Source organism: Leeuwenhoekiella marinoflava DSM 3653 (assembly GCF_900129005.1).
In the GTDB taxonomy this organism is placed as follows: Bacteria; Bacteroidota; Bacteroidia; order Flavobacteriales; family Flavobacteriaceae; genus Leeuwenhoekiella; species Leeuwenhoekiella marinoflava.
On sequence record NZ_FQUN01000003.1, the window covers coordinates 58,961 to 85,955 of the forward strand.

The 26,995-nt window shown below is 36.8% G+C and carries 24 protein-coding genes and 1 pseudogene; 11 read left to right on the plus strand and 14 right to left on the minus strand.

What is annotated here, in order from left to right; all coding sequences use genetic code 11:
* Positions 1-1,692, plus strand: coding sequence for an ABC transporter ATP-binding protein (locus BUB91_RS00270; protein ID WP_073095656.1), 1,692 nt, complete (start codon positions 1-3; stop codon positions 1,690-1,692).
* A 464-nt stretch (positions 1,693-2,156) separates the two neighbouring features.
* Here BUB91_RS00270 and BUB91_RS00275 read toward each other — a convergent pair whose 3' ends face one another.
* From BUB91_RS00275 to BUB91_RS21180, 7 genes and pseudogenes are all read right to left on the minus strand, one after another.
* Positions 2,157-2,813, minus strand: coding sequence for a 3-oxoacid CoA-transferase subunit B (locus BUB91_RS00275; protein WP_073095658.1), 657 nt, complete (start codon positions 2,811-2,813; stop codon positions 2,157-2,159).
* Position 2,814: 1 nt separating this feature from the next.
* Positions 2,815-3,453, minus strand: a complete 639-nt coding sequence (locus BUB91_RS00280; protein WP_073095660.1) for a peroxiredoxin — start codon at positions 3,451-3,453, stop codon at positions 2,815-2,817.
* A gap of 34 nt (positions 3,454-3,487) precedes the next feature.
* Positions 3,488-4,192 carry a CoA transferase subunit A gene (locus BUB91_RS00285; protein ID WP_073095662.1) on the minus strand — a complete coding sequence of 235 codons (705 nt, stop codon included), beginning with the start codon at positions 4,190-4,192 and terminating at the stop codon, positions 3,488-3,490.
* A 117-nt stretch (positions 4,193-4,309) separates the two neighbouring features.
* The gene (locus tag BUB91_RS00290; RefSeq protein WP_073095663.1) at positions 4,310-6,646 is read right to left on the minus strand and encodes a penicillin-binding protein 1A; all 2,337 of its coding nucleotides are present in this window, start codon (positions 6,644-6,646) and stop codon (positions 4,310-4,312) included.
* On the minus strand, positions 6,633-7,133 hold the full coding sequence (locus BUB91_RS00295; RefSeq protein ID WP_073095665.1) for a gliding motility lipoprotein GldH: 501 nt from the start codon (positions 7,131-7,133) through the stop codon (positions 6,633-6,635). The genes BUB91_RS00290 and BUB91_RS00295 overlap by 14 nt, the downstream gene beginning before the upstream one ends.
* Positions 7,126-8,295 carry a PSP1 domain-containing protein gene (locus BUB91_RS00300; RefSeq protein ID WP_073095668.1) on the minus strand — a complete coding sequence of 390 codons (1,170 nt, stop codon included), beginning with the start codon at positions 8,293-8,295 and terminating at the stop codon, positions 7,126-7,128. Before BUB91_RS00300 ends, BUB91_RS00295 begins: the two co-directional genes overlap by 8 nt.
* Positions 8,296-8,590: 295 nt before the next feature.
* Positions 8,591-8,770 (minus strand): annotated as a pseudogene (locus BUB91_RS21180) (rhodanese-related sulfurtransferase); the annotation flags it as partial.
* A gap of 114 nt (positions 8,771-8,884) precedes the next feature.
* On the opposite strand from BUB91_RS21180, the gene BUB91_RS00310 reads away from it, so the two are divergent.
* The 3 genes from BUB91_RS00310 to BUB91_RS00320 all read left to right on the plus strand — a co-directional run bounded on the left by BUB91_RS00310 (position 8,885) and on the right by BUB91_RS00320 (position 12,555).
* Entirely contained in the window at positions 8,885-9,133 is a 249-nt protein-coding gene (locus tag BUB91_RS00310) for a hypothetical protein (protein WP_073095670.1), read from the plus strand.
* Between the two features lie 61 nt (positions 9,134-9,194).
* Positions 9,195-9,926, plus strand: a complete 732-nt coding sequence (locus BUB91_RS00315; RefSeq protein WP_073095672.1) for a GLPGLI family protein — start codon at positions 9,195-9,197, stop codon at positions 9,924-9,926.
* Between the two features lie 25 nt (positions 9,927-9,951).
* A complete protein-coding gene (locus tag BUB91_RS00320; RefSeq protein ID WP_073095674.1) occupies positions 9,952-12,555 on the plus strand; it encodes a hypothetical protein in 2,604 nt (867 codons plus the stop codon).
* Here the strand turns inward: BUB91_RS00320 and trhO are convergent.
* Complete coding sequence (gene trhO / locus BUB91_RS00325; RefSeq protein WP_073095676.1) at positions 12,532-13,569, minus strand: oxygen-dependent tRNA uridine(34) hydroxylase TrhO; 1,038 nt, start codon at positions 13,567-13,569, stop codon at positions 12,532-12,534. The genes BUB91_RS00320 and trhO overlap by 24 nt on opposite strands.
* 631 nt (positions 13,570-14,200) lie before the next feature.
* Here trhO and recA point away from each other — a divergent pair.
* From recA to BUB91_RS00350, 4 genes are all read left to right on the plus strand, one after another.
* Entirely contained in the window at positions 14,201-15,211 is a 1,011-nt protein-coding gene (gene recA / locus BUB91_RS00335) for a recombinase RecA (RefSeq protein WP_073095680.1), read from the plus strand.
* A 73-nt stretch (positions 15,212-15,284) separates the two neighbouring features.
* A complete protein-coding gene (locus BUB91_RS00340; RefSeq protein ID WP_128759268.1) occupies positions 15,285-15,698 on the plus strand; it encodes a hypothetical protein in 414 nt (137 codons plus the stop codon).
* Positions 15,699-15,728: 30 nt separating this feature from the next.
* Positions 15,729-16,277, plus strand: coding sequence for an RNA polymerase sigma factor (locus tag BUB91_RS00345; RefSeq protein WP_073095684.1), 549 nt, complete (start codon positions 15,729-15,731; stop codon positions 16,275-16,277).
* On the plus strand, positions 16,274-17,719 hold the full coding sequence (locus tag BUB91_RS00350) for an outer membrane beta-barrel protein (protein WP_073095686.1): 1,446 nt from the start codon (positions 16,274-16,276) through the stop codon (positions 17,717-17,719). Before BUB91_RS00345 ends, BUB91_RS00350 begins: the two co-directional genes overlap by 4 nt.
* Positions 17,720-17,856: 137 nt before the next feature.
* Here BUB91_RS00350 and BUB91_RS00355 read toward each other — a convergent pair whose 3' ends face one another.
* The gene (locus BUB91_RS00355) at positions 17,857-18,603 is read right to left on the minus strand and encodes a lysophospholipid acyltransferase family protein (protein WP_073095688.1); all 747 of its coding nucleotides are present in this window, start codon (positions 18,601-18,603) and stop codon (positions 17,857-17,859) included.
* Positions 18,604-18,818: 215 nt separating this feature from the next.
* On the opposite strand from BUB91_RS00355, the gene trpS reads away from it, so the two are divergent.
* Entirely contained in the window at positions 18,819-19,787 is a 969-nt protein-coding gene (gene trpS / locus BUB91_RS00360) for a tryptophan--tRNA ligase (RefSeq protein WP_073095690.1), read from the plus strand.
* Here trpS and dprA read toward each other — a convergent pair.
* On the minus strand, positions 19,784-20,884 hold the full coding sequence (gene dprA, locus BUB91_RS00365) for a DNA-processing protein DprA (protein WP_073095692.1): 1,101 nt from the start codon (positions 20,882-20,884) through the stop codon (positions 19,784-19,786). The two genes, trpS and dprA, sit on opposite strands and share 4 nt — an antisense overlap.
* A 95-nt stretch (positions 20,885-20,979) precedes the next feature.
* Here dprA and BUB91_RS00370 point away from each other — a divergent pair, with 95 nt between their 5' ends.
* Positions 20,980-21,909 carry an HU domain-containing protein gene (locus BUB91_RS00370; protein ID WP_073095694.1) on the plus strand — a complete coding sequence of 310 codons (930 nt, stop codon included), beginning with the start codon at positions 20,980-20,982 and terminating at the stop codon, positions 21,907-21,909.
* A gap of 101 nt (positions 21,910-22,010) precedes the next feature.
* On the plus strand, positions 22,011-22,520 hold the full coding sequence (locus tag BUB91_RS00375; protein ID WP_073096356.1) for an acyl-CoA thioesterase: 510 nt from the start codon (positions 22,011-22,013) through the stop codon (positions 22,518-22,520).
* Positions 22,521-22,571: 51 nt separating this feature from the next.
* Here the strand turns inward: BUB91_RS00375 and BUB91_RS00380 are convergent, their stop codons facing one another.
* Genes BUB91_RS00380 through BUB91_RS00395 form a run of 4 tightly spaced genes read right to left on the minus strand, consistent with a single transcriptional unit; the run spans position 22,572 to position 26,960 of the window.
* A complete protein-coding gene (locus tag BUB91_RS00380) occupies positions 22,572-23,825 on the minus strand; it encodes a murein hydrolase activator EnvC family protein (RefSeq protein ID WP_073095696.1) in 1,254 nt (417 codons plus the stop codon).
* Positions 23,825-24,592 carry a lipoprotein insertase outer membrane protein LolB1 gene (locus tag BUB91_RS00385; protein ID WP_073095698.1) on the minus strand — a complete coding sequence of 256 codons (768 nt, stop codon included), beginning with the start codon at positions 24,590-24,592 and terminating at the stop codon, positions 23,825-23,827. Before BUB91_RS00385 ends, BUB91_RS00380 begins: the two co-directional genes overlap by 1 nt.
* Position 24,593: 1 nt before the next feature.
* Positions 24,594-25,940 carry a tetratricopeptide repeat protein gene (locus BUB91_RS00390; RefSeq protein WP_083557792.1) on the minus strand — a complete coding sequence of 449 codons (1,347 nt, stop codon included), beginning with the start codon at positions 25,938-25,940 and terminating at the stop codon, positions 24,594-24,596.
* A gap of 9 nt (positions 25,941-25,949) precedes the next feature.
* Complete coding sequence (locus tag BUB91_RS00395; protein WP_073095701.1) at positions 25,950-26,960, minus strand: sugar phosphate nucleotidyltransferase; 1,011 nt, start codon at positions 26,958-26,960, stop codon at positions 25,950-25,952.
* Positions 26,961-26,995 lie beyond the last annotated feature (35 nt).

Consider the following 26,995-nt stretch of genomic DNA (forward strand, 5'->3'; position numbering starts at 1 on the left):
GTGAATAAAACAGCACTTCTTTCAGTAGAAAATCTAAGCATAGGTTTTAAAACCGGCAATAAACTCAACACCGTTTTGCATGACGTTAATTTTGCAGTGTATACAAACGAAATTGTGGGCGTTGTTGGTGAGTCTGGCTCGGGTAAATCTGTGACCAATCTGGCCGTTTTGGGCTTGCTGCCTAAACGTATTTCTGAAGTAATTTCCGGAAAGATCCTTTTTGAAGGAAAAGATCTACTCACCTATTCAGATGCACAACTTCAGAAGATAAGAGGTAACGCGATTTCTATGATTTTTCAAGAACCTATGAGTTCGTTGAACCCTTCAATGCGCTGCGGCAAGCAAGTCACAGAAATCTTAAAAAGACATCAGCAAATCAGTCACGAGGCGGCAAAAGCCGAAACTTTAAGACTCTTTGAGCAAGTAAAACTTCCTCGTTCCAAGAGTGTTTTTAAAGCCTATCCGCACGAGATAAGTGGTGGTCAAAAACAACGCGTAATGATCGCGATGGCGATTGCCTGTAAACCGCAATTACTCATCGCTGATGAACCCACAACTGCTCTTGATGTTACCGTTCAAAAAGAGATTATTCTGCTCTTAAAAGAGTTGCAACAGCAAACAGCGATGAGTATTCTCTTCATTTCACACGATTTATCTTTGGTTAGTGAAATAGCAGATCGGGTTCTGGTTATGTACCGAGGTAAGATCGTAGAGCGCGGCAGTGCAGTTTCCATCTTTAACAACCCGCAGGAAGATTACACCAAAGCTCTGATTTATGCCCGACCGTCAACCACAGAACGTTTAGCTAAGCTCCCCACTGTTGCTGATTTTTTAGGCGGAAAACCTTTAGCACAAGCTGTAAGTTTTCAAACTCGTGAGAGACAACATCAGGATATCTACAGTAAACCGCCATTGCTGGAGATTAAAAACGCGCAGAAAGAATATTATGCTAAAGTTTCCTTTTTTGGTAAAACCGAAACTGTAAAAGCAGTAAACAATGTCAATTTTAAAATTTACGAAGGCGAAACGCTTGGACTTGTGGGTGAAAGCGGCTGCGGAAAATCAACTTTAGGAAACTTAATTCTTCAGCTGGATAAGGCAACTTCCGGAAGCATTTTATACAACGGAAAAGATTTGACAAAACTGAAGTCAAACGAACTTCGGAAACTGCGGAAAGACATTCAGATTATATTTCAGGATCCCTACTCTTCTTTGAATCCGCGATTAACAGTAGGTCAATCGATCACTGAAGCGATGCTGGTTCATAAATTGTACGGCTCCAAAAAAGAACGCAAAGCCGAAGCGCTAAAATTGCTCGAACAAGTGGGTTTATTGCCTGAGCATTATGACCGATATCCGCATGAGTTTAGTGGTGGTCAACGCCAGCGTATAGGGATTGCACGTACGATTGCGGTAAAACCCAAGTTTATTGTTTGTGATGAATCGGTATCTGCGTTGGATATTTCGGTACAGGCTCAAGTACTCAACCTTTTAAATGACTTAAAAGAAACCTACCAGTTTACGTATTTGTTTATCTCACACGATCTGGCGGTAGTAAAGTATATTTCAGACCGTTTATTGGTTATGCGTAACGGACAATTTGAAGAAACCGGCGAAGCCGATGCTGTTTATGCAAATCCTAAAAGCTCTTATACACGAGAACTTATAGATGCCATACCAAAAGGAATTTAAAACATAAAAAAGAATACCTTTTTAGCTAGAAAGAGAAAGGTATTTGCAGTTGCTAAAACTTCTTTAAAGGTAATTTTCGTTTGGTGAAGAAAGGCATTCATATCGTATTCATTAATTAGTTATCTGAAAAATAAAACCGCAGGACTCCCCCGCGGTTTTTAACAAATCATAACATCAAAATACTCCTATTCTGAAGCTAACACATTAAGGACTCCTACTTAATTAAATTTTCTTGTAAATCGTTGATTTGGGCTTTGCTAAAATAACTTATTTTCTAATTATTACAAGTTCAAAACAGCAAAATCTTTAAAAAAAGTTAAAAAAAAGTGTTTTTAATCCTTTTTAGATGCTTATAATCGATGATTTGAAAAACCTATGTATGTTACCGCATTAAAAAATCACTTTATAGAATAAAAAAGGGAGCCGTTAAAAACGGCTCCCCTATATTACTTGTAATTAAACAATTAAGCTAAAATCATTTCGGGCACTTCATCTGGGATTTCTAATTGCCCTTCTGTAGCAGCTTTGATTTCATCTACCGTAACCTCCGGAGCGCGTTCTAAAAGTTTAAAACCATTTTCAGTCACCTCAAGAACAGCTAGATTGGTTACAATTTTAGTAACACAGCCTACGCCGGTAAGCGGCAAAGTACAGCGTTTTAAAAGCTTAGAATCCCCTGTACGATTGGTATGCATCATTGCAACAATAATATTTTCGGCACTCGCAACAAGATCCATTGCGCCACCCATACCTTTTACCATTTTCCCCGGAATCTTCCAGTTTGCGATATCTCCATTTTCGGCAACTTCCATAGCGCCCAAAATAGTGAGATCTACATGCTGTCCTCTAATCATCGAAAAGCTCAATGCAGAATCAAAAAACGAAGCCCCTTTAAGCGTGGTAATGGTTTGTTTTCCGGCGTTAATAATATCGGCATCTTCTTCTCCTTCAAATGGAAAAGGTCCCATACCTAAAACCCCATTTTCACTCTGAAATTCGACTTCTATATCATCTCTCACATAATTGGCTACCAGCGTAGGTATACCAATCCCAAGATTGACATAAAAACCATCTTTAACTTCCCGAGCGATCCGCTTAGCGATTCCGTTTTTGTCTAACATCTTATTTATTAGGTTGTGGAGTCATTCTTAAATAAGGCTTAATTTCTGTATGCCCTTTTGGGAAAAATTCTGGAATTTGTTCATTGCTTACACTTGGTGAAATCACACAATCTTCACCATCTTTCCAATTAGCCGGTGTAGCTACTTTGTGATATGCTGTAAGCTGAAGCGAATCAATAACACGTAAAATTTCATCAAAATTACGACCCGTTGAAGGTGGATAGGTCAGTGTCAATTTGATCTTCTTATCTGGTCCGATCACAAAAACTGAACGTACGGTTGCTTTCTCACTCGCATTGGGATGAATCATATCGTAAAGCTCTGCCACTTTGTGGTCTTCATCTCCAATTATAGGGTAATCTACCGTCGTGTTTTGCGTCTCATTAATATCTTTAATCCACTCTTTATGCGAAGCAACACCGTCAACACTCAATGCAATAGGTTTCACATTACGCTTTTTAAATTCGCCATGGTAGTTTGCAACGGTACCCAATTCTGTAGTACAAACCGGCGTATAATCTGCCGGATGCGAGAATAAAATCCCCCAACTGTCACCCAACCATTCGTGGAAATTGATTTCTCCTTCAGTAGTATCTACTGTAAAATTTGGTGCTATATCTCCTAATCTTAAATGTGCCATTTGTTATTGTATTTAGTTTTAAATTATTTGGAAGTTAGTTTTCTCGTTTTCTTACTGTACGTTGCTCAATACGCTTTTCGTAGTTTGCTCCTTCAAAAATGCGTTGAACAAAGATTCCCGGAATGTGTATCTGATTAGGATCGAGTTCTCCCGCCGGAAGCAACTCTTCTACCTCAGCAACTGTTACAGTTGCCGCACCACACATTACAGGGTTAAAATTACGTGCAGTTCCTTTAAAAATGAGATTTCCGGCAGTGTCACCTTTCCAAGCTTTAATAAATGCAAAATCGGCCTTAAAGGCGTGTTCTAAGACATACATTTTACCATCAAACTCACGGGTTTCTTTACCTTCGGCTACTTCTGTACCGTATCCTGCAGGTGTATAGAAAGCAGGAAAACCGGCTTGTGCAGCACGGCAACGTTCAGCAAGAGTACCTTGCGGAATCAACTCAACATCGAGTTCACCGCTCAACATTTGGCGTTCAAACTCAGCATTTTCTCCTACATACGAAGAAATCATTTTTTTGATTTGCTTCTTCTGAAGTAACAAACCCAGTCCAAAATCATCAACACCTGCATTGTTAGAAATACAGGTCAATCCTTCTACATTGAGTTTGACTAAATGTGCAATTGCATTTTCCGGAATACCGCTCAATCCAAAACCGCCAAGCATCAACGTCATATCATCTTTGACACCTTGCAATGCATTAGAAACCGAGTCTACCGTTTTTGTTATCATTTTCTCATTTTAGAATAAGAAAATTACAAAATACGTTTTCTAACAGCAATCTTTTAGCAGTATTTTATGCTATCTATAATAGCAGAAAATTGCGCTTTTACACTTGAATTTCAGCTCTTAAAAGTCTAACTCGTCAGGTAAATCAATTCCTTGATTTCCTTCCGCAGGTACAGAACAATCTACACGAATAGAAAGATTTTCAGGTTTTTCAAAGTCGTCTTTGGAGATTTTCAGATCTTCATCTGCATAACATTTCTTCATAAATACACCCCAGATAGGTAAGGCCATAGTCGCTCCCTGACCGTAAGTTATAGAAGGGAAATGCACCGAACGATTATCACCGCCTACCCAAACACCACTCACAAGGTTAGGTACCATACCCATAAACCAACCGTCACTTTGATTTTGAGTTGTTCCCGTTTTACCTGCAATAGCGTTCTTAAACATATACGGGTGACCAGTAATTACATTTTTATAGACACTATTGTTTATAGCACCTGAGCGCAATCTAGCACCAGAACCATATTGGGTAACACCTTCCATCAAATTAACCGTTACGTAAGCAGACTCCTGACTAATAATATCTTTTGCCTCTGGAATGCTTTGATAAAGAATCGTTCCGTTTTTATCTACGATGGTCGATACAATTTGCGGCTCTACGTGTACCCCTTTATTTGCAAAAGCAGAATACGCAGAAACCATCTCAAATAAACTCAAATCTGCCGTACCTAATGCAATTGAAGGAACTGCCGGAATATTCTCTGTATCAACACCTAATTTTTCAATAAGATCTATAACAGGTCTTGGACCTACACGATGCATCAAACGTGCAGAAACAGTATTTATTGATTGTGCTAACGCTGATTTTAAAGTTACCATACCTCCATAATCACCACTCGAATTTTCTGGGCACCAGTCTTTTTGAGCTCCCATCTCTCCTGCAGGAATACAATAAGGAATATTAGGAATCGTATCGCAAGGCGAAAGGTGTAGCTGATCTATAGCTGTGGCATATAAAAATGGCTTAAATGTAGAACCTACTTGTCTCTTACCCGTTTTTACGTGATCGTACTGAAAATGCTTATAGTTAATACCACCTACCCAGGCTTTTACTTCACCTGTTTGTGGTGTCATACTGAGTAAGCCTGCACGCAGAAAACGCTTATAGTATAAGATACTGTCTCTAGGTGTCATCACCGTATCAATCTCCTTTGCGCCGTCTTTCCAGATAAAAACACGCATATCAGTCTCTTTATCAAAAGAGGCTTTGATTTGTTCTACAGAAATATCTCGTGCAGCCATCTTTCTCCAGCGGTCAGAATTACGCATTGCACGGTTCAAAATAGACGCTGCTTGTTCTTCGGTTATATCTCTAAAAGGAGCTGTTTTGTTTCTTTCGTTTTGTCTGTCAAATTCACGTTGCAGATTTTCCATATGAGCAGTTACTGCTTCTTCTGCATAGCGCTGCATACGAGAATCTACTGTAGTTGTAATTACCAGTCCGTCGCGGTAGATATTGTAATATTCCTCGTTACCATCTGCATCAACACCTTTAGGATTTTGTTCAATCCAATCAGACATAAATGCTCGCAAATATTCTCTAAAATAAGTCGCAATACCATCTGCATGACCTTCCGGAGAAAAGTTAATTTCCATAGGCATAGCGGTAAGACTATCGCGTTCGATTTGAGTGAGTTTTCCGGTTTCTGCCATCAAGGCTAAAACAGTATTTCTACGCTCTAGTGATTTATCTTTTGAAATCTCCCGATACGGATTAAACTGACGCGGATTTTTAAGCATTCCGGCAATGATCGCAGATTCTTCAGGGCGTAATTCTATGGGTTCTTTATCAAAATAAATTTTTGAAGCAGAACGTATTCCCACTGCCTGAAACAAGAAATCTTGCTTGTTAAGGTACATGGTTATTATTTCTTGCTTTGTATACTGCCGTTCAAGACGTGCTGCAATAATCCATTCTTTCACTTTTTGAAGAACACGCTCAAATTTGCTGCTGGGTGTATCAGAAAAAAGCAATTTTGCCAACTGTTGTGTGATGGTACTCGCCCCACCTTTTGAACCTAAAAATGCCACAGCACGCGCAGTACCACGCATATCAATCCCAGAGTGCTCATAAAAACGTCTGTCTTCGGTAGCAACTACAGCATCGATAAGATTTTGTGGTAAATCTTCATATTTAACCGGAGTACGGTTCTCATTGTAAAATTTCCCCAGGGTTTTTCCGTCAGAAGAAAGTATCTCTGTAGCGAGATTACTCTCGGGATTTTCTAGCTCTTCAAATGTGGGTAGTTTACCAAAGACTCCCCAAGAAGCCAATAGAAATATTAAAACTATAGATGCTATTCCGCCTAAAAATAAAATCCAAAAACCTCTAACATACGGTCGGTAATTGGTTGATTTTGTCTGCTTTGCAGACTTCTTTTTATTCTGAGCCATTTAGTTGTTCTTTTGTTTTTTCAATACGTAAACCTACATCCCTGATTCCTTCTAGGTCAGCAATAGGATCTACGTCTCCGTTGCGACGCATCGCCTGTTTTATAGAAAAGGTGTAGGTACCTGTCTCGTTAAATTGTATGTTTTCTTTATACCAAAGTTTGCTTTCTTTTAAGTCTCCAAAACCACTGCCCATCCAAGTACCGTCTGGCCTAGCCATCTCGTACTCTAAGGTATCTGTAATGGTTTTACCATTAGGAAACTGCATATCTGTTATTAAAAACAAATTACTGAATGCATAAGAATTATCATTCCGCAAGCTTATAAACGCATTATAACGTGCTAAAGTGTCTAAATCTTCAATTTTAAATACCACAGCGGAATCGCTTTGCCAATGGTCTGGCAAAGACTTGAATTCATGAAAGGCTGCTGTCTTATCACAAGATGTGAAACAGAACAAACCCAGAATCGCACCAAAAACTCTATGCATCTTTTTTAGGCCCCTTTTTTCGGTAATTTCCTTTTTTTCTTCGGTTCTTAGAACGCTTTTTTAAAGTCTTAGGCTTGTCGAAACGCGTTAAACTGTCTTGCCCTACTACATTGCCAAAATCCACTTTAGCATCAGTAAGAAGCTCTGCTGCATACTCTTCTAAGCTAGCTACCGGTTGATTTTTCTTGTTTGCTTCAATAATCTCATTAGCCTGCGTAGTGGTTAGCTTATGCCAGTTCATCCACTCGCCTTCGTAAGCGTACCACAAATGCCCCTGAAAAATATCTATCTTCTGGCAAACTGCCGTACCTTTTTCGGTTTTGAGCTTTTGTTCTGTTTTAGGGAAATCTTTAAGCGCATCCAGATAAGCGTCTAACTCATAGTTTAAACAGCACTTTAGCTTACCGCACTGGCCGGCTAATTTTTGAGGATTTAAAGAAAGTTGCTGGTAACGCGCCGCACTCGTAGTAACCGATCTAAAGTCTGTTAACCAAGTTGAGCAACATAATTCACGCCCACAAGATCCTATACCTCCTAAGCGCGCAGCCTCTTGCCTAAAACCTATCTGACGCATCTCAATACGCGTTCTAAATTCTTGTGCAAATTCTTTAATCAATTGTCTAAAATCTACACGCTCTTCTGCAGTATAGAAGAAAGTCGCTTTAGAACCGTCTCCCTGAAATTCTATATCAGAGATTTTCATTTGTAAGCCTAAACGTATCGCTATTTGTCGCGAACGTACTTTAATGGCTTCTTCTCTATCTTTAACACCTTGCCAAACCTCAACATCTTTCTGATTGGCTTTACGGTATATTTTTAAAAATTCATCTGTATTGTAGGGTACTTTTTTCTTTTTCATCTGTATGCGCACCAGTTCACCGGTAAGCGATACGATACCTATATCGTGACCAGAGGCTGCCTGAACAGCGAGTACTTCTCCCACATTAATCTGAAGTTTATCTACGTTTTTCACGTATTCTTTACGGCCGTTTTTGAAGCGAACTTCAACAAAGTCAAAAGCTTCCTGACCCTCTGGCAAACTCATATTTGAGAGCCAGTCAAAGACCGTTAATTTATTACATCCGTCGGTACCGCAAGTACCATTATTTTGACAACCACGTGGTTGACCATTTACGGTTATACCACAATTTCCACACGCCATGAGATCCTATATGTTTGTAAATCTCTAATCTAAAAAGATCAGGATCTAGTTATTTGTATATATCGAAAACGGAAGTCTTCCGTCTTAATTGCTGCTAAAGATAACATTTTAGACATGCAAAAATATAGTAATTCTAATTGGCATCACGTGCTTCCTAAAATCCTTTTAAAATAAAAATTTAGAAAACTGATTTACTTGAGACTTTAAAAAAGTAATTCTATATGCTTAGCATATTAATATTTGAGGATAAAGAGTTATTATACTTTTTCTGGAAATTGCTTATAGTTAACTTGTGTTAAAATTTCTCAGATCTACCCTTTTTAAAAATCTTATTGCTGTTGGGTATGCCCTTTCTCAATTCTTTTTGTACTTCATAAGGCAAAGCAATTATTTCTTTACACTCATCTGAACAGGTGTGATTCATCGCTTCTGCACACTCCTCGCATTGTATAAATAGTAAGTCGCAGAGTTTATTCTTAAAAATTATTAAAGAAAGGTTCAGTAAGTTAATGTTAAAACATTGCCAAATGTTATTGATAAATATTATTGATTAGATTTATGTAAAAGCTAACAATTAAATCCTTTATTTATGAAAAATTTTATTCTATTTGGCTTATTTATTTCATTATGTTCATTTGGACAAAATGAAAAATTAAATGAAAATGACGGTTGCAGCGTGACATGTACTGCAACTGCAACAAATCTTGAAACTGGTGAATCATATAGTTTCACACGTAGAGCTACAAGTTTGTCCTGTGCAGGAGCTGAAAGCCAGGCTTGCGCCCTTGCAGGAGCTGCGGCTGATCAATTTATAAGAGAGCAATTAAACCAGCAATAATACTTTAAATTAATTACAAAAATTAACTTTAATAACTGTTAGCTTTTTTTAATTTAAAAAAATGAAATATATATTTATAGTTTTTGCATCGTTACTATTACCATTTATAACGATAGCACAGCAAAATGCTCTACGAGTAAGTTATATTGAGGAGTTTGGTTCAAATGATTCAGGAGGATTTACAAACTGGAAAACCGATTTAACAATTCTTGATTCTAAATCTTCACTTTATAGAATTGATATAAAATCTGCTAATCAGAAACGAATTGATGCTTCAGATTTTGGTGAAGCTAAGGGGTTTACTCCGTCAAATAGTTCCTATAATTCTTATTACAAAAAGAATAACAATATTTTTTACAAATGGTATATCACGGGTAAAAAATTTTATATTAAAGACCAACCTAATTTTGAATGGAAGATTTTACCCGAAACTAAAGATATTTTAGGATATACTTGTCAAAAAGCAGTAACTACATTTAGAGGTCGCAATTATGAAGCCTATTTTGCCATTATTGACGGAGCAACTGGTGGTCCCTGGAAGTTTAATGGTTTGCCGGGAGTTATTTTGGAAATTGAATCTATTGATGGAGAATTCAAAATTCTATCTTACGGCATAAATACTATCACATTAAATAATACTGTAGTAAATCCATATGAAGATGAAAATTTTATAACCTGGGAAAAGTACAAAGATTTATACAACCAAAAATATATTGAAACTGAAAACACTTTTAAAGACGGTCAGCAAGTTATGAATATGAAAAAAATGCAGAGGGAACGTCTTGTAGATTAACACATTGATTCTTTATTAGTTATAAATGTTAGCGTACTTAAAAATAATTATCACAGGAGCAGTTATAAGCTGCTCCTTTTCTTTTTCTTATAGTCAGACTTTATCAGGTACGCTTCTAAATGGCTTGACAAAAGAACCTGTAGAGGGCGCTTCTGTTATTATAACAAATGAAGATAATCCAGGGATAATACTAGCGTATTCCTACAGCAATAATTTGGGGTTTTTTGAGATCAAAATACCATCAGACTTAAAGTCTGATGTCCAATTAATATTTACAATAACTGCATTAGCCTATGAGAAATACGAAGACCAAGGCACGATCAATTCTATTCAAATACCAGAAATAGTTTTCTTAAAGGAGGCCGAAAATGTGCTACCAGAAATTAAGATTGTAGATGAAAATAAAGCCATTCGTATTAAAAATGACACCACCTTTTTTAAAGTTTCGAAGTTCACTGATGGTACCGAAAAAACAGTAGAAGATTTATTGCGAAAATTACCCGGCATTGACATTGACGATGATGGCACTATCAAATACAAAAAAAAGCGTATCAGCGCCTTTTTAATTGAAGGAGATGATCTTTTTAAGAATGACTACATCAAAGCAAGCCGCAATATAAATATTGGTATAATTGAAGAAATTCAAGCATTAGAGAATTTTTCAGAAAACCCTTTGCTTAAAAACATCGAGAACTCAGATAAAGTTGCAATCAATTTAAAGCTAACTGATGATGCAAATGCTATTTATTCAAATTTAGAATTAGGTCTTGGGACAACAAAGCGTTATCAAAATAATTTAGACTTTTTAGAAATCGCAAAAAAAACTAAAGCATTCGGCCTTGTGAACGCAAACAATACAGGTATAAGAAATGATCAAAAAGCCTTATCATTTGAGAAGGTAAAGACTCTTACATCTAAACCAAATTATATTATATCTCCGCTTAAGTATGGTTCGCTTTTAAAGGGAAATAGAACAAATAGAAATAAGGCACTTTACTCCTCTGTAAATACCATTTTAAACATCTCTCAAACTATAAGCACAAAATTTAATTTTTCCTATTTCACAGATTTAGTAAAGCAAAATACCACTAGTGAAAATAATTTCTTCATAGCTGGAGAAGATATTAAATTACAAAGCAGTCAACAAGCATTTCAAAAACCAAAGTCTTTTATAGGAGATTTTGAAATACTTGCAAACCTTAATCTAAACTCTAAAATTGAAGTGTTATCGCAGTTTGGGAATGACCAACAAGAAGTAGTTTCAAACGTATTAAACAATGGTTTAGCACAAGAACTCGCTATTGAGAATAAACAAATTAACGCCAATACAAATATCAATTACACTCAAAAACTATCTGAAAACAAAGCGTTTACCCTAAATTTAAAAGTTCACAATAGTGAGATCAACCAACTTTTGAAAAGTGAAATAGAAAATCAAAGTAATGACCTATTACAAGTTGTTGCCACATCCTACGATTTGAAAGAATTTGAGGCTAAATTTTACCAAAATTTTGGTAAGGCTAAATTAACGTATAGCCTTGGTGCTTTTTATGAAAATAATGAGATGCAGAGCCAACTAGAAGACAACTCTTTATCAAATAATTATATAAACGATACAAAACTAAATCGAAGTGGACTTTACTTTAAAGGCAGTTATTTTAAAAAACTCAATGATTTTTCAATAAATTTTAAAAGCACTTTAAGTTATTTAAATCAATCATTATCCCAGGAGCAATTAGAAAAAGATGGCATACTATTCAACCCATCGCTCAATCTCAAATATGACTTGAGCAATTCATCTGCGCTAAGCCTTTTCTCGTCATTTAATACTAAAAGCCAACCGCTTTCAAATTTATTTACAAGACCGATTCTTGTTTCATTTAGAACTTTAATATCGAACACACCTGATTTGACGTTAAGTAAAACATTTAATTACGGGGCAAACTACAGGTATACGGATACTTACAACAGCTTCTCAATTAATACTGGGGTTACCATTGATGAAATTCGTAATAATTTTATAGCATCCCAAAATATTTTGCTAAATCAATCACGATTAGATTATTTTGTCGCGGACAATTCTGACAGAAATAATCAAGTATATTTAAATCTGAGTAAATATATTTTTCCCTTAAGAAGTAAATTTTCAGTCAATACACAATACAAAAATTCTCAATTGCGAAGTTCATTCGCTCCTGAAGAATTTCAATACAACACTGTAGATCAATTCAAAATTGATTTTGAAATAAGCAATGGTTTTTTTAAAAAGACACTATTCATAGATAATTCAATCACTTATCGAACTTCAACTTTAAAAACAGCTCCTGACATAAGAAATACGGTATCTAACTTTGAAAATGACTTAGAAATTAAATACCTTTTTTCTGAGAAGTTAAAAAGCCGCCTGAATTATAATTACATTAATAACGGCTCAAATAATTTTAATTTTCTGGACTTTCAAATAGATTATAAAAGTCAGAAACTTAAAGTGGATTTTTCTTTAATTGGTAATAACCTCCTAAATATTAGTTCTTATCAAATAAATTCTAATGATGAGGTCTCACAAACATCAATGTCTTATCAATTAATTGAGCGCTATTTTCTTTTACAAACTTCTTTTAAATTTTAATTTCTCAGATCTACCCTTTTTAAAAATCTTATTGCTGTTGGGTATGCCCTTTCTCAATTCTTTTTGTACTTCATAAGGCAAAGCAATTATTTCTTTACACTCATCTGAACAGGTGTGATTCATCGCTTCTGCACACTCCTCGCATTGTATAAATAGTAAGTGACAGGCTTCATTTTCACAGTTTACGTGCGTATCACAGGGCTTACCGCATTGATGACAATTAGAGATGATATCTTCAGAAATACGCTCGCCACGACGGTGATCAAATACGAAGTTTTTTCCTTTAAATTTATTCTCCAATTTCAGCTGCTCTACCTGACGTGCATATTCAATAATACCGCCTTCTAGCTGATAAACGTGCTTAAAACCCTTGTGTTTATAGTAAGCACTGGCCTTTTCACAACGAATTCCACCAGTGCAATACATCACCAATTTTTTATCTTCTTTATGATCGCGTAAATCTTCTTCTATTAAATCTAAGCTATCGCGAAAGGTATCAACATCTGGAGTAACCGCATTTTTAAAGTGACCTATCTCGCTCTCATAATGATTGCGCATATCTACCAGCACCACATCATCACTTTCTATAAGATCGTTAAAAGTCGCTGCATCTACATGGACACCTTTATTGGTAACATCAAAGGTCTCATCATTAAGACCGTCTGCTACAATTTTATCCCGCACTTTTACCTTCAGCTTTAAAAAAGACTTGGCATCTTGTTCTATCGCAATGTTGAGACGTACGTTTTCAAGAAAATAAATTCCGTCTAGGAAATTTTTAAAAGTTTCAAAATTTTGCGCAGGTACCGAAAGTTGGGCGTTAATTCCCTCGTGAGCGACGTAAATACGACCTAAAACGGCCATTTCATCCCAAGCAATAAACAGATGATTTCTAAAAAGGTGTGGATTTCCAATTTTTGCATATTGGTAGAACGAAAGCGTAAGGCGGTCTTCACCGGCTTCATCAATGAGCGCTGCACGTTCTTTCGCACTTAATTTATTGTACAGTTGCATGCTATACTAGATTTTAAGGTTAAAAGTGGCGCAAAAGTACAGTTTTTAGACGGCTGTGACAACCTCAGCATATTTGCAATGTCGCAAAGCGGAAAGTTTCAGCACAAAAAAATGCCCGCGATAGTTTTCGGAGGCATTTTTCTTGAACGGCTAATTCAGGTTATATATTATTTGATTTCATCAAACTTAACAACCTAACCGCCGTCCAATCTGGCATTGCAATTCAATGTGATGCTGATACATCCTAAAAATTTGCAATATCTAATTTGTGATTTCTGCATCATAGCATTACAGATTAGTTTAATTATAGATACACATATACACAAAAGGTTGCCTGATAGGATGTTAAAATAATCTACTAGGAATTTTTCCTTATCAAACATAGTTGAACTGTGAAACAGAAAGAATGATTGGAATTTTTCCGATAATTTAGCTTCTTATCGTTGTTTCCATAAAAAAGAAATGTTACTTTAGCGCTTTAATTTACGAGATTACTTTTTGAAGCATTTGGGTTTTAAAAAGCACTGTAAATCAGCTTATGAGGAAACTCATAAGATATTAAAAAGAGATGTCATTTTATTTTTAGACATCTACAAAATAGGACCTTGATAGGTATTAAAGATAAAAAACTATGAGTAAAGAACAAGAAGCCAAATTAAAAGCCCTGAAGCTTACCCTTGATAAAATGGATAAAACCTACGGTAAGGGTACTGTAATGAAAATGGGAGATAATGCCATTGTAGAGGTTGAAGCTATTTCTACCGGTTCATTAGGTCTTGATATTGCATTAGGCGTTGGCGGTTTACCTAAGGGTAGAGTTATTGAAATATATGGTCCTGAATCTTCGGGTAAAACTACATTAACCTTACACGCTATTGCAGAAGCGCAGAAAAAAGGAGGTATTGCAGCTTTTATAGATGCAGAACATGCTTTTGACCGTTTTTATGCAGAAAAATTAGGTGTAGATATTGAGAATTTAATCATCTCACAACCGGATAATGGGGAGCAGGCACTTGAAATTACAGACAACCTGATTCGTTCTGGAGCTATTGATATTATCGTAGTCGATTCTGTTGCTGCCTTGACTCCAAAAAGTGAAATTGAAGGCGAAATGGGAGATTCTAAAATGGGGCTTCATGCACGTTTAATGTCTCAGGCGCTACGTAAACTTACCGGTTCTATTAGTAAAACTAACTGTACGGTTATTTTTATCAACCAGCTTCGTGAAAAAATCGGAGTAATGTTTGGTAATCCTGAGACTACAACAGGAGGTAATGCTCTTAAGTTTTACGCTTCGGTACGATTAGATATACGTCGTTCTACTCAGATCAAAGATTCTAATGGTGCTGTACAGGGTAATAAAACCCGTGTAAAAGTGGTTAAAAACAAAGTCGCTCCTCCTTTCCGTCAGGCAGAATTTGACATCATGTATGGTGAAGGAATCTCTAAAGTAGGTGAAATTATTGACATAGGTGTTGATTATGAAATCATCAAAAAAAGCGGTTCGTGGTTTAGCTACCAAGATACCAAACTAGGCCAAGGTCGTGATGCGGTGAAAGCCATCTTAAAAGACAATCCAGATTTATTTGAAGAATTAGAAGTAAAAATTAAAGAAGCTATTAAGCTCGCTATGCAGGCTTAAACTATTTTTCGCTCTAACGCGCAACCTTTTTCATCATTTTGTATCTACTGTAAAAAAGCAGATAAAAAATAAAATGATGAAAAAGGTTTTTTTATTAATTGGTTTATTAGGTTTAGTTGTTAGCTGTTCCCTAGATGACGATAACACTAATGTAAATTATGAGTTTGTTCCTGTAGTAGATTATGAACTACCAGACACACTAGTTTATGGTAAGCGCTACCAGCTTCCTGTAAGATACGTTTCCCCTACAAGCTGCAATCAGTTTTATGGGTTTGATTACGACAGAAAAGACAGTACGCGCTTTGTATTTGTAGTAAACAAAGTTTTTGAAAATGAAACGTGTACAGAAACGCCAACAGATACAGTAGAACAGCTTCTCAAATTTGAAGTTGTTTATGAGTACGATTACATTTTTAAATTCTTTAATGGGCTTGATGAAAATGATGAAGCTACCTATCTTACAGATACCATACCCGTAAAGAGATAATTACAACTGATTAATTAATAGTAGAACAATGTGAGTCAAGAACAACTCATAAAAGACTGTAAAAAGAAAAAACCAAAGGCTCAGGAAGAATTGTACAGGCGTTATTCCCGTACGCTATTTTCTGTAGCCTTGAAGTATGCCCGCAATTACAGTGAGGCAGAAGATATTTTGCAGGAAAGTTTTATAACTATTTTTAATAAAGTAGAGCAGTTTAAATTTAAAGGTTCTTTTGAAGGGTGGTTAAAACGTATTGTGATCAACACTGCTTTACAGCGGTACCGAAAACAAAGTGTTTTTGAACTCGTCAATGAAGAGAACATTGAGCAGGTTGAAGTAGAAGTTGATGAAGATGAAATATCGCTTGAATTTCTACTTCAGATTGTTCAAGAGTTACCAGACCGGTACCGACTGGTTTTTAATTTATATGCATTAGACGGCTATTCTCATAAAGATATTGCCCAAATGCTCAAAATAAGTGAAGGCACTTCTAAATCAAATTTGTCCCGTGCCCGAATAATATTGAAAGAGAAAGTAGAAAACTTTCAAAAAGATACAACCCTACAAGCATCAACGCCGTGAAAGAGCAAAAAAACATAGACCGCTTGTTTCAGGAAAAGTTTAAAAACTTTGAAGCAGAACCCGGCGACCACGTCTGGGCAAATATCGCTGCTCAACAGCAAGGCAAAAAAAAGATTATTATACCACTATGGCTCCAATTAAGCGGTGCCGCGGCAGCCTTATTGCTTTTATTTTTAGCAGGAAATCTCTGGTTTGCTACTGATCTAAATCCAAAATCCAATCCTGCTGTGGTCATAGAAGAACCTGCCACAAACATAGAAAAGGAAAATACAATTGAAGTTAATAAGAAGAAAACTCCTGTTTTAACTTCTCAAGAAACTGAGGATAATATTGAGAGCTCAGAGCAGCTAAAAAAGACAAAGAACGCTTCCAACCATATTACAACTCAAAAAAATAATACTATAGTTTCTGCTAAACAGAATACTTCGCCAAGTACTAACAGCACTCAAAATTCTTCACCTGAGAATTCTAATATTCTTTCACAAAGCGGAAATGACAATGCTGTTGCAAATATTCCATCTTCTGAGATTACTAAAAAGGATGAAGTTTTAACTGAAAATACTTCAGTAGAAAAAACTAACGAAATAGCTGTTGCTGATAATACTGAAGAAACTAATGTTGAAAGCGAAAGCACAATAGACCCGGATGCTTTAGAAAAAATTGCAAATCAACGTAAAGAAGAGGCTATCGCTGAAACTGAAGAAACTTCAGAAATTATAAATCGCTGGGGAATTTCACCAATGATTGCCCCGGTATATTATAACAGTTTTGGAGGCTCTGGTATTGATGCAGAGTTCTCAAACAATAAAAAAAGCGGGGATGTAAATCTGAGTTATGGCGTACAAGTGAGTTATACGGTAAACAACCGTTTAACAGTAAGATCTGGTATTAATAAAGTTGATCTAGGCTATAAAACCGAGCAGGTTAGTTTTTCGCCAAGTATACAACCAAGCACTATTAGCAGTATCAACTACAATGACAACTCCAGTTTGATTCAGTTATCTAGCTCTAATAAAAGCTCACTTGTTAATTCCCCAAGTACAAGCATTGCAGAATTTGATACAAACACAATAAACTCTTCAAATGCTCTAAATCAACAATTGGGCTACATAGAAATACCTGTTGAAGCAGAATATGCTTTAATTAACAAAAAAATAGGGGTTCAACTTATAGGTGGTGTAAGTACTTTATTTCTAAATAATAATTCTATCACACTCGAAGAAGGTAACAATATAGTTTCTGAATTGGGGGAGTCCAATAGCTTAAACGGGACTAGTTTTAGTACTAATGTAGGGCTGGGTTTTGATTATAAATTTACAGATCGCATACAGTTCAATTTAGAGCCTATGTTTAAATATCAACTTAATGCTTATAACAAAAGTGTTAGTGACTTTAGACCGTATTATTTAGGACTTTATACGGGTGTTAGCATTAAGTTTTAACTAAATTATGAAAAGGAGAATTTGAATATCAATTATCAATAAAAGTTAGGTTTAGGTTAGTTTTTTAGTTGGTTAGGTTAATTATTACGCGAGTAATGATGACGAAAGGTCGCCTCTGGTTAGGGCGACCTTTCTGTTTATACCGTTTGATCTTTTAGAAGTTCTGAATGAATCACTTTAAACGTCTCCTCTTTTAAATCACGACGATCTTTAGGTCCTTTTCCTTTTGTTTCTATAAAATTTACAACCTTCACACGCATTTTACCCGGTGAGCCTGAGAAAAAGTTATAAGAAAAACGTTTTTTATTATCGTAGAAAACCATTGGAACAATAGGGATCTGATGATCTATTGCCAGACGGAAAGCTCCATCTTTAAACGTATCTAAGACTATAGATAAATCATCGGGTACGCCGCCCTCGGGAAAAATACAAATACTCAATCCCTGACTTAAGCGTTGTTGTGCACTTTCAAAAACTGCTCTTCTGCTTTTAGGATCACCACGATCTACCAAAATGCAGGTTTGTTTATAGAAGTACCCAAATAATGGAAAACGCGCTAATTCTTGTTTACCCACAAAAACAAAAGGATTACGAGCAGTGTGCAACATGAGCATGATATCGGTCATTGACGTATGATTAGCCACATACATATAACTTTTACCAAGTTCTGTTTTTTCAAGTCTTTTTACTTGTGGCCAGAAACCCATTCCATATAATATAAAACGTGCCCAGAGCTGAGCCATTCTAAAAAAATAAACATACCAAGAGTCTTTCGCAACCGAAATGATCAAAAACGGGAACAAAATAAGAATAGGAATAAGTAGAACAATGTAAAACCAAATGCGCCAAAGCAAAATAAAAAATTTACGCAACAGACTTATCATAGGTTGTTTGAGTCAGTTAAGGTTTACTCGATAATCGAGGTTTAAAATGCTCTGAAGCTTGACAAGAAATTAAAAATTTGCTTCATTTCAATATCTTACAGCCTTCTCAAGGTAATTTATAAGTTAATTAGGTTGTTTGAGCAATCCAAAAATAGGCATTTTAAAAGGAGTTAATTCTTCAAAAGGGGTAACTTTGCCTAAAATATTAGTTAAGCATGTCACGAATTTTAACCGGTGTTCAAAGTACAGGGACACCTCATTTAGGAAATTTATTAGGAGCTATCATCCCGGCAATTGAAATGGCAAACGACTCGAACAACGATTCGTTTTTGTTTATCGCTAATTTGCATACACTTACTCAGATAAAAGATGCCGGTACTTTAAAAGAAAACACCTATTCTGTGGCAGCTACCTGGCTTGCTTTTGGATTAGATATAGAGCAAACTGTATTCTACAGACAAAGTGATGTACCTCAAACTACGGAATTGACTTGGTATTTAAGTTGCTTTTTTCCTTATCAGCGTCTTACTTTAGCCCATTCTTTCAAAGACAAAGCAGATAGATTAGCAGATGTAAATTCAGGATTATTTAGTTATCCTATGTTGATGGCTGCAGATATTTTATTATACGATGCAGAATTTGTTCCCGTTGGTAAAGATCAATTACAACATATAGAAATGACTCGTGATGTAGCTTCTCGTTTTCACGCGCAAATGGGAGATACTTTTATATTACCGGAAGCTAAAATTGAAGAAAACACAAAGTACATCCCGGGAACTGATGGTGAAAAAATGAGTAAATCTCGCGATAATTATATCAACTTATTTTTGCCTGATAAAAAATTGAGAAAACAAGTCATGGGCATTCAAACCGATAGCACTCCCCTTGAAGAACCTAAAGACCCTGACACATGTAATGTATTTAATTTATACAAAGTAATTGCCTCTGAAGAACAAGTAGCTCAAATGCGTCAAAATTATTTAGGTGGAAACTACGGCTATGGGCACGCCAAGCAAGCTTTATACGAACTTTTAGTTGACAAATACGAGAAGCAACGTGAAGCTTACCACTACTATATGAACAATCTTGAAGAGATTGACGCGGCCTTAGAAAAAGGAGCTGAAAAAGCACGCAAGGTTGCTAACGATGTTTTAAATAGAGTACGTACGAAGCTAGGATACTAAGTCAGCTCAAACTGTTTTCCGGGAAGCGGTCGTATTACACCTTTTAATTCCATATTGAGGAGTAAACTCGAAACTTTAAATATGGGCATTTTACAATGGAGTGCAATTAAATCTAATTGTTCTTTGCCCGCATCTGATAAGAATTTCCAGATTAATTTTTCTTCGTCAGTAAGCTCTACAAAAAGTTGTTTTTGAACAGGCTTTAATACCTCATCTACCTGCCAATTGAGTAAATAAATCAAGTCTGCAGCGTTAGTAATGAGTTGCGCCTTTTGAGTTTTAATAAGGTTGTTACAACCCAGGCTTTGAGAATCACCGGGTCTACCAGGAACAGCAAAAACATCTCTATTGTAAGAATTGGCAATATCAGCCGTAACAAGTGAGCCTCCTTTTTCGGCACTTTCAACAACCACTGTAGCTTCACTGATACCTGCAATTATACGGTTACGACTTAAAAAATTGGTTCGGTCAAAATTATCAGAACTCCAGAAATCACTCACAAAAGCTCCTTGATTTTCGACAGCATGTGCATATTTTACGTGCACTTTAGGGTAAATTTGGTTCAATCCGTGAGCTACAATCGCTAGAGTATCTAACCCGTTATCTAAAGCAGCCCGGTGTGCCGCTATATCAACTCCATAAGCAAACCCGGAAACAATCAACGGATTCAACGGCACCAATTCTTCAATAAACTTTTTGATGAAATCAATCGCGTGAGTAGTGACTTTGCGAGTACCCACAATAGAAATTATTTTGGGATTATCATACTTAGCTTTTCCTTTTTTAAAAAGCAAAATGGGGCCATCTATACAATGTTTCAGTCGCTCAGGATAATTTGCATCTTGAAAACAGCTGCATTCAATTTTATTCGTTTCAATAAACTTCAGTTCCTTTTCGGCTTCTAAAGCGTGTTTCTTATTGAAAAACTCTTTCAGTTTATATTCTCCAATTCCATCTATATCAAGCAAAACTGCTTTAGATTGCCGCAAGACATTTTGAGGAGATTCAAACCGATGCACCAGCCTTTTAATGGATGTATCCCCCAGATTAGGGATATGCTGCAAAGTTAAGTATGCGTGTAATTCTTCTTGATTCACTGTTGTAGCTAATTGAAAATAAATATATTACAAAATTGTTAACAATTACCGGTTAACAAGATTATCTCTGAAGAATTTTTTTCTAATTTTACGTTATGCATTTTTCAACTTACATCAGCGACTTATTATACAGATACGAGTGTGTGATCGTTCCCGGTTTTGGAGCATTTTTAGCACATCGCGTTTCTGCCTATCACGATTCTAAAACACAGACTTTTTTTCCACCTCAAAAACGTATTTCGTTTAATGCACAATTAAAAGAAAACGACGGTCTTTTGGCTAATTATGCTGCTTCAGCAAAAAATTTAAGCTACACAGAAGCCTTGAGGAATTTGCAGGAATTTGCATACGAACTGGAGCAAAAACTGATTAAAAATGAAACAGTAGTTCTTGATAAAATAGGTTTGCTTTCTCAAAATGAAGTTGGTAAAATTATTTTTGAGCCGATTATCAATACCAATTATCTTACGGAAGCTTTTGGACTTTCATCGTATGTTTCAAAACCCATTACGCGCGAAGTGCTTAATGAAGAAGTTGAAACTCTCGAAGAAAAAGCTCCAATTCATATCTCTGCTGCTCGCCGAAACAACTGGATGAAGTACGCTGCAGTAGGTATACTTGCTATTGGTTTATCTGGATCATTGGGGTTCTTCTATTTTAAGGATATAGCTGATCACAATTTTGCTGAAAAACAGAAAGCAGAGATCGCTGTAGAAAACACCATTCAGCAAGCGACTTTCACGATTGACAATCCGTTGCCTGCTATTACATTGAATGCGTTTAAACCTAAAGGAAATTACCATATTGTTGCCGGTGCTTTTCGCGTGCCTGAAAACGCAGAGACTCGTGTTCAGCAATTGCGTGAAGCCGGTTATAAAGCCCGAAGCATTGGTGAGAACAAATACGGACTACATCAGGTTGTTTATGGAAGTTATACAGATCGCATAGAAGCCGTAAAAGAAATGAGAGAAATACGAAACAACGACAATCCTAATGCCTGGATGCTTATTCAGGAAATAAAGTAAGCAGTCGTTTTGTAAATGAATATATTCAAAAGCCTTCAAAGTTGGAGGCTTTTTTAATTTATAGAAGGTCTATTCTTACTATTTTTACGCAAAATCATTTTATGAAAGAAAAAACTCCTTCAGAATCGCGTACAATGCAGACTGACTTGGTGTTACCTAATGAGACAAACCCATTAAACAATATGTTTGGTGGTGAACTTCTGGCACGTATGGACCGTGTAGCGAGTATTACGGCAAGAAGACATTCGCGTAGAATTGTAGTTACCGCATCAGTAAACCACGTTGCTTTTAATAAAGCGATACCGCTGGGTAGTGTTGTAACAGTAGAAGCTTCTATTTCTAGAGCTTTTAAAACCTCGATGGAAGTGGTCATAGATGTTTGGGTAGAAGATCGTGAGAGCGGCTTAAAATCAAAAGCAAATGATGCTATATATACGTTTGTTGCCGTAGATGAAACCGGTATGCCCGTTCCTATCCCTCAAATAAAACCAGAGTCAGAACAGGAAGTTCAGCGCTATGAAGCAGCGTTACGTAGAAAACAACTTAGTCTGGTACTTGCAGGTAAAATGAAAGCTAAAGAAGCTACCGAACTCAAGGCTCTTTTTGAATAAACTTCAATAAACTCCTAAAAAAGGGAAGCAAATGATGCTTTCCTTTTTTAGTTACATATTATACACCCAATCTGCTGGGTTTAATCGTTCTGAATCTTTGTAAACCAAAAATTTTAAAATGGTTTTACCACTAAAGGAATTCTCTGCGATTTCGCCTAGTACCTGTTTTGTAGAGACCTTATCGTTTACGTTTACTTTTAAATTTTTAAGGTTCTGATAAACGGTGAGGTAATTTCCGTGGCGAATTAAAACGGTATATCCACCTCCGCGAATCAACTGAATTTGTTGCACGGTTCCTTTAAAAGCAGCGCGCGCAACACTACCCGAGGCAGTCTCAATTTCAACTCCACTGTTATAGGTTGTGATATTAGGTAACGTAGGATGCTGTGAAGTACCAAACTTCTTATAAACACGCCCGCGTTCTACCGGCCAATCCATTCTACCTTTATTTGAAGCAAAATCACTTGCTAAAGCCTTTGCAGCAGGAGTTAACGAGAAGGTGGGCATAGTACCGGCTGTTGCCGTTTTCTCTGAAGCAGTTGCTCCAGACTCTTTCTTAGAAGCCGCAATAGCTTCTCTAATTAAACGATCTATTTCTTTATCTATCCTGTTAGCTTCTGCCTGTTTTTTATTGATTTGAGCCACATACGTTGACTCTTTCTCACGAATGGTAGCAATGAGTTCATCTTGCTGCTTCTTTTCCTCCTGAAGCCTTTTTTGTTCTATTTTATTCTGAGCAATCAATTGCTGCTTTTGCTCTTTCTGATCAATAAGTTTAGTATTGGTTTCCTGTAAAAGTGCCGTACGCTCCTTGATCTGATCGCCTTGCTTTTTACGATAATTGCTGTACTGCTTCATATACTGCACCCGCTTATACGCCTGTAAAAAACTCTCTGAAGAAAGCAAAAACATAATACGGCTCTGGCTGCTTTTACTCTTATACGATTTTTGAACCATCGCTGCATAATCATCTTTCAGCTTAGCCAACTCGTCCCGCAAAGCAGAAATCCTGTTGATATTCTGATTGATTTTTTGCGTAAGTAAATTGGCTTGCGAGTTGGTAACCTTGATCAGGTTTTCGCGTGTTTTAATTTTTGAATCCAGATCTTCAACCTGATTCAAGACATTCTGTTCTTTTTTCTTATTGCTTTGACGCAGTTTACTCAGTTGTTCAATCTGACCCATTAACGCCCGGCGCTGACGCTCTAGATCTGCCTGCTTATCGTTTTGAGACCAAAGATTGGCGCTTCCTCCTAAAAAAAGAAAAATCAGTAAACTGAATGTATAAAACTGCTTCAACTGCATTAAAGTTTAATTTCTTTTAATCCGCCGGGAATGTTAAACGGGAAACTCACATTTGTATTAAAATCAATTCCGCGGTACTCAATATCTATAGTAGTTGTCTTTTCTTCTTCCTGCGCTCTCACGTGAATCTCTGACGGAAAGTAACTTTGTTGTTCTTGAATATAATCTCCGTATTGAATAGTAAGGTCTCTATTTTCTTCGCGTTGTGTAAGGCGTTGCTCCTGAAGTGTAAACGCTCCTGAATTGAGGTAGAAAAACAGATTGAATAATTTTGATTGCTTTTTTGGTGCGATAAGATAGCGAGACGAGGTTGGTCCTGCGCTAAAACCACCACTTCTTAAATCATAAATCGGCTGACCGGTCAATAAGGCTTCAACCTGATCATAGTTTAATTCTGTCCCTAATAAATCACTCAGTAATTCAAAATCACCGTCAAAATAAGTTCCGTCTATCTTCTCATAAAACTGAACCCGATCTCTTGTAATCATCGCTTTTGCAAGAGAAATTCCCAGAACAGAAGCACTCATCCAGATGGTTTCCCCTTTTTGCATACGCAAACTCACCGTTACACTTTGATTGGTCTTCGGGTCAGAATATTTAATCTTTAAACGTGCCGCAAGTGTTTCAAACTGTGGGTGCGTCTCGTAATGCGTTGCAATTATTTTTGCTGAAGCAAGGTCTTCTACCGTTGCTGTGCTTTTTGTAGACTTACAAGCAGCCAAACTTAAAATGCTTGTAAGCACTAAAACTTTATGGAGTGTTCGCATATTATTGTGTCAAATTTGTAAGGCGTTTACGGTAATCGGCTGCTTTAGTAGCATTACCCAATTTATCATAAGCGCGAGCCAGTTCGCTGTAAAAATCAGCTTGCATTTTAGGGTTATCGATGATGTAATCCAGCCCCATCTCCAGATAGTCTGCTGCTTCTTTTGTATTACCTAGTCCGTTTTGAGCAACGCCATATCCCAGATAAAACAAAGCCTGAGCGGGGTACAACATAAGCGCCTCTTCGCTAAGTGCAGCCGCCTTGTCAAACTGACTGGCTTGCAACTGCAACAAAATCAGATTACGCAAAATATTTATATCTGAAGCATCTTTCTTGTATGCAGCTTCATAATACGATAACGCCTTTGCGGTATCTTTATTTTTTAAATAATAAGCACCTAACTCTTCGTTTACATCGGTTTGTTCTTCCGAAGAAAATAAAGCGATTGCCTGTTCCAGCTCCGGTTCATACTCGGGGTTTCTATCCACATAAATCAGAAAATCGTTTAAAACACTGTGCTTTGCTTTAGGCTCAACACGGCTGCTTTTCATCACTTTCTCTAAAGAATTGAATGCCTGTTGCACGTCACCATTCTCTAAATGAAATTTATAAAGCGCCAGATGCACGGCATCTGCTTTAGGATTCACTTTCAATAAACGCTGTGCGATTGCGTAGGCTTTATCAGTGTTGCCTTGCTCGCTGTACACATAAATGAGATTGAGATAATTTTGCTCATTCTCAGGTTCCGCATTAATCTCTTTAAGAAGTACACGCTCTTTAACATCACCACCACTCAGCGCCAAGGCTTGTTCGCGTATCTGATTCCGGTAGGCATCTTTACCCAAATTCTCATCCAATTCATCCAGAACGCTAAGCGCTTTTTCAAAAGCCCCTTTACGTACGTAAATTCGGGCTAAATCTTCTTTATATCTGATATCAAATTTCGCCAGATTCTGTACCAAATCTATCGCCTTATCAAAATCCTGACGCGCATAATACACCTCATAAAGGCTTTCCATAATATCGCGTTGATTCGGTTTGAGTTGTAAGGCTTTTAGATAATTATTTTCTGTTTCCTGAACATTGCCTAGGGCAGCTTCATTTTTTCCTTTTTCAAAATAAAGAATCGCTTCCTGTGGGCGTAAGGCTATGCATTTATCTAAAGCTGCAATCGCCCGGTCATAATTCTCGATCCCTTTTTGTTTTAATGCTTCAAAAAAAGACTCCTGAAAATCATCTGTAACATCTTCAAGATTATCCACATTTACATCTTGCAAGGGACTAGGCTCTTGTGCTTCCGCCAACGGCGAAAACAACAAAGCGATCAACAAAATTATAAATGCTTTCATCTTTATAAATTAAACCAGCTCAGAATAATCCCCAATACTGATTGCCGTAAAGTTACCATCGAATTTAGCATAATTACCAATCATAGCGTTTTTTAACTGCGTGTTAGTAATTGTGCTGAAATTCTGAATCAGGCTTTCTGCGATAGTGCTGTTTTTTATTACGGTTCCTTTTCCTACGGAAACATTAGGACCAATTGTTGAATCTTTTATCACCACATCATCGCCAATAAAACAAGGTGGAATTACAGAAGCGTTCTCCAATTTAGCTGAAGCCGAAACCATATGCTCGCCTTCTCTATGCAAAAACTGAAGCATTCTTCCGTTTGTTTCAACGGTAACATTTTTGTTTCCGCAGTCCATCCACTCATCAATTTTGCCAGGTTTAAAGGTGTAACCTTTAGCCTGCATTTGCTTGATACCGTCATTGATTTGGTATTCGCCACCGTGCATCAGTTTAGCATCTAAAACAGCCTTCAACTCCTTTTTAAGAACGGCTCCATCTTTAAAATAGTAGATGCCAATAACCGCCATATCTGAAACAAAATCTTTAGGTTTTTCAACAAGTCCCACAATCTCGCTTTTTTCGTTTAGCGAAACCACTCCATAAGCATCAGGGTTTTCAACCTGTTTTACCCAGATCACACTATCTGCTTCTTTATCTAACGTAAAATCTGCCCTAAAGAGTGTATCTGCATACGCAATAACACAAGGCCCGCTTAACGACTCTTGAGCACACATAATCGCGTGTCCTGTTCCTAAAGGTTTGTCTTGATAATAAATGGTTACCTTAGCACCTAAACGTTGAGCAATTTGCTTGAGGTTTTCTTCGATTTCAGCACCAAAATCTTCTGCAATAACAAAAGCAATTTCTTCGATTTTTTCCTCTAGAACGTTGGCAATATCTTCTACAAGTCTTTGCACTATTGGTTTACCAGCAATAGGAATCAAGGGTTTGGGAATCGTAAGCGTATGTGGGCGAAGTCGCGAACCGCGACCTGCCATGGGAACAATTATTTTCATACTAATATTTTAATGCTATAGGGATTTCTATAAAT

Coding starts and splice junctions, on each gene's coding strand:
- BUB91_RS00275 (WP_073095658.1), bottom strand. CDS start 2,813: ATGTTAGACAAAAACGGAATCGCTAAGCGGATCGCTCGGGAAGTTAAA.
- BUB91_RS00280 (WP_073095660.1), bottom strand. CDS start 3,453: ATGGCACATTTAAGATTAGGAGATATAGCACCAAATTTTACAGTAGAT.
- BUB91_RS00285 (WP_073095662.1), bottom strand. CDS start 4,192: ATGATAACAAAAACGGTAGACTCGGTTTCTAATGCATTGCAAGGTGTC.
- BUB91_RS00290 (WP_073095663.1), bottom strand. CDS start 6,646: ATGGCTCAGAATAAAAAGAAGTCTGCAAAGCAGACAAAATCAACCAAT.
- BUB91_RS00295 (WP_073095665.1), bottom strand. CDS start 7,133: ATGCATAGAGTTTTTGGTGCGATTCTGGGTTTGTTCTGTTTCACATCT.
- BUB91_RS00300 (WP_073095668.1), bottom strand. CDS start 8,295: ATGGCGTGTGGAAATTGTGGTATAACCGTAAATGGTCAACCACGTGGT.
- BUB91_RS00310 (WP_073095670.1), top strand. CDS start 8,885: ATGAAAAATTTTATTCTATTTGGCTTATTTATTTCATTATGTTCATTT.
- BUB91_RS00315 (WP_073095672.1), top strand. CDS start 9,195: ATGAAATATATATTTATAGTTTTTGCATCGTTACTATTACCATTTATA.
- BUB91_RS00320 (WP_073095674.1), top strand. CDS start 9,952: ATGTTAGCGTACTTAAAAATAATTATCACAGGAGCAGTTATAAGCTGC.
- trhO (WP_073095676.1), bottom strand. CDS start 13,569: ATGCAACTGTACAATAAATTAAGTGCGAAAGAACGTGCAGCGCTCATT.
- recA (WP_073095680.1), top strand. CDS start 14,201: ATGAGTAAAGAACAAGAAGCCAAATTAAAAGCCCTGAAGCTTACCCTT.
- BUB91_RS00340 (WP_128759268.1), top strand. CDS start 15,285: ATGATGAAAAAGGTTTTTTTATTAATTGGTTTATTAGGTTTAGTTGTT.
- BUB91_RS00355 (WP_073095688.1), bottom strand. CDS start 18,603: ATGATAAGTCTGTTGCGTAAATTTTTTATTTTGCTTTGGCGCATTTGG.
- trpS (WP_073095690.1), top strand. CDS start 18,819: ATGTCACGAATTTTAACCGGTGTTCAAAGTACAGGGACACCTCATTTA.
- BUB91_RS00370 (WP_073095694.1), top strand. CDS start 20,980: ATGCATTTTTCAACTTACATCAGCGACTTATTATACAGATACGAGTGT.
- BUB91_RS00375 (WP_073096356.1), top strand. CDS start 22,011: ATGAAAGAAAAAACTCCTTCAGAATCGCGTACAATGCAGACTGACTTG.
- BUB91_RS00380 (WP_073095696.1), bottom strand. CDS start 23,825: ATGCAGTTGAAGCAGTTTTATACATTCAGTTTACTGATTTTTCTTTTT.
- BUB91_RS00385 (WP_073095698.1), bottom strand. CDS start 24,592: ATGCGAACACTCCATAAAGTTTTAGTGCTTACAAGCATTTTAAGTTTG.
- BUB91_RS00390 (WP_083557792.1), bottom strand. CDS start 25,940: ATGAAAGCATTTATAATTTTGTTGATCGCTTTGTTGTTTTCGCCGTTG.
- BUB91_RS00395 (WP_073095701.1), bottom strand. CDS start 26,960: ATGAAAATAATTGTTCCCATGGCAGGTCGCGGTTCGCGACTTCGCCCA.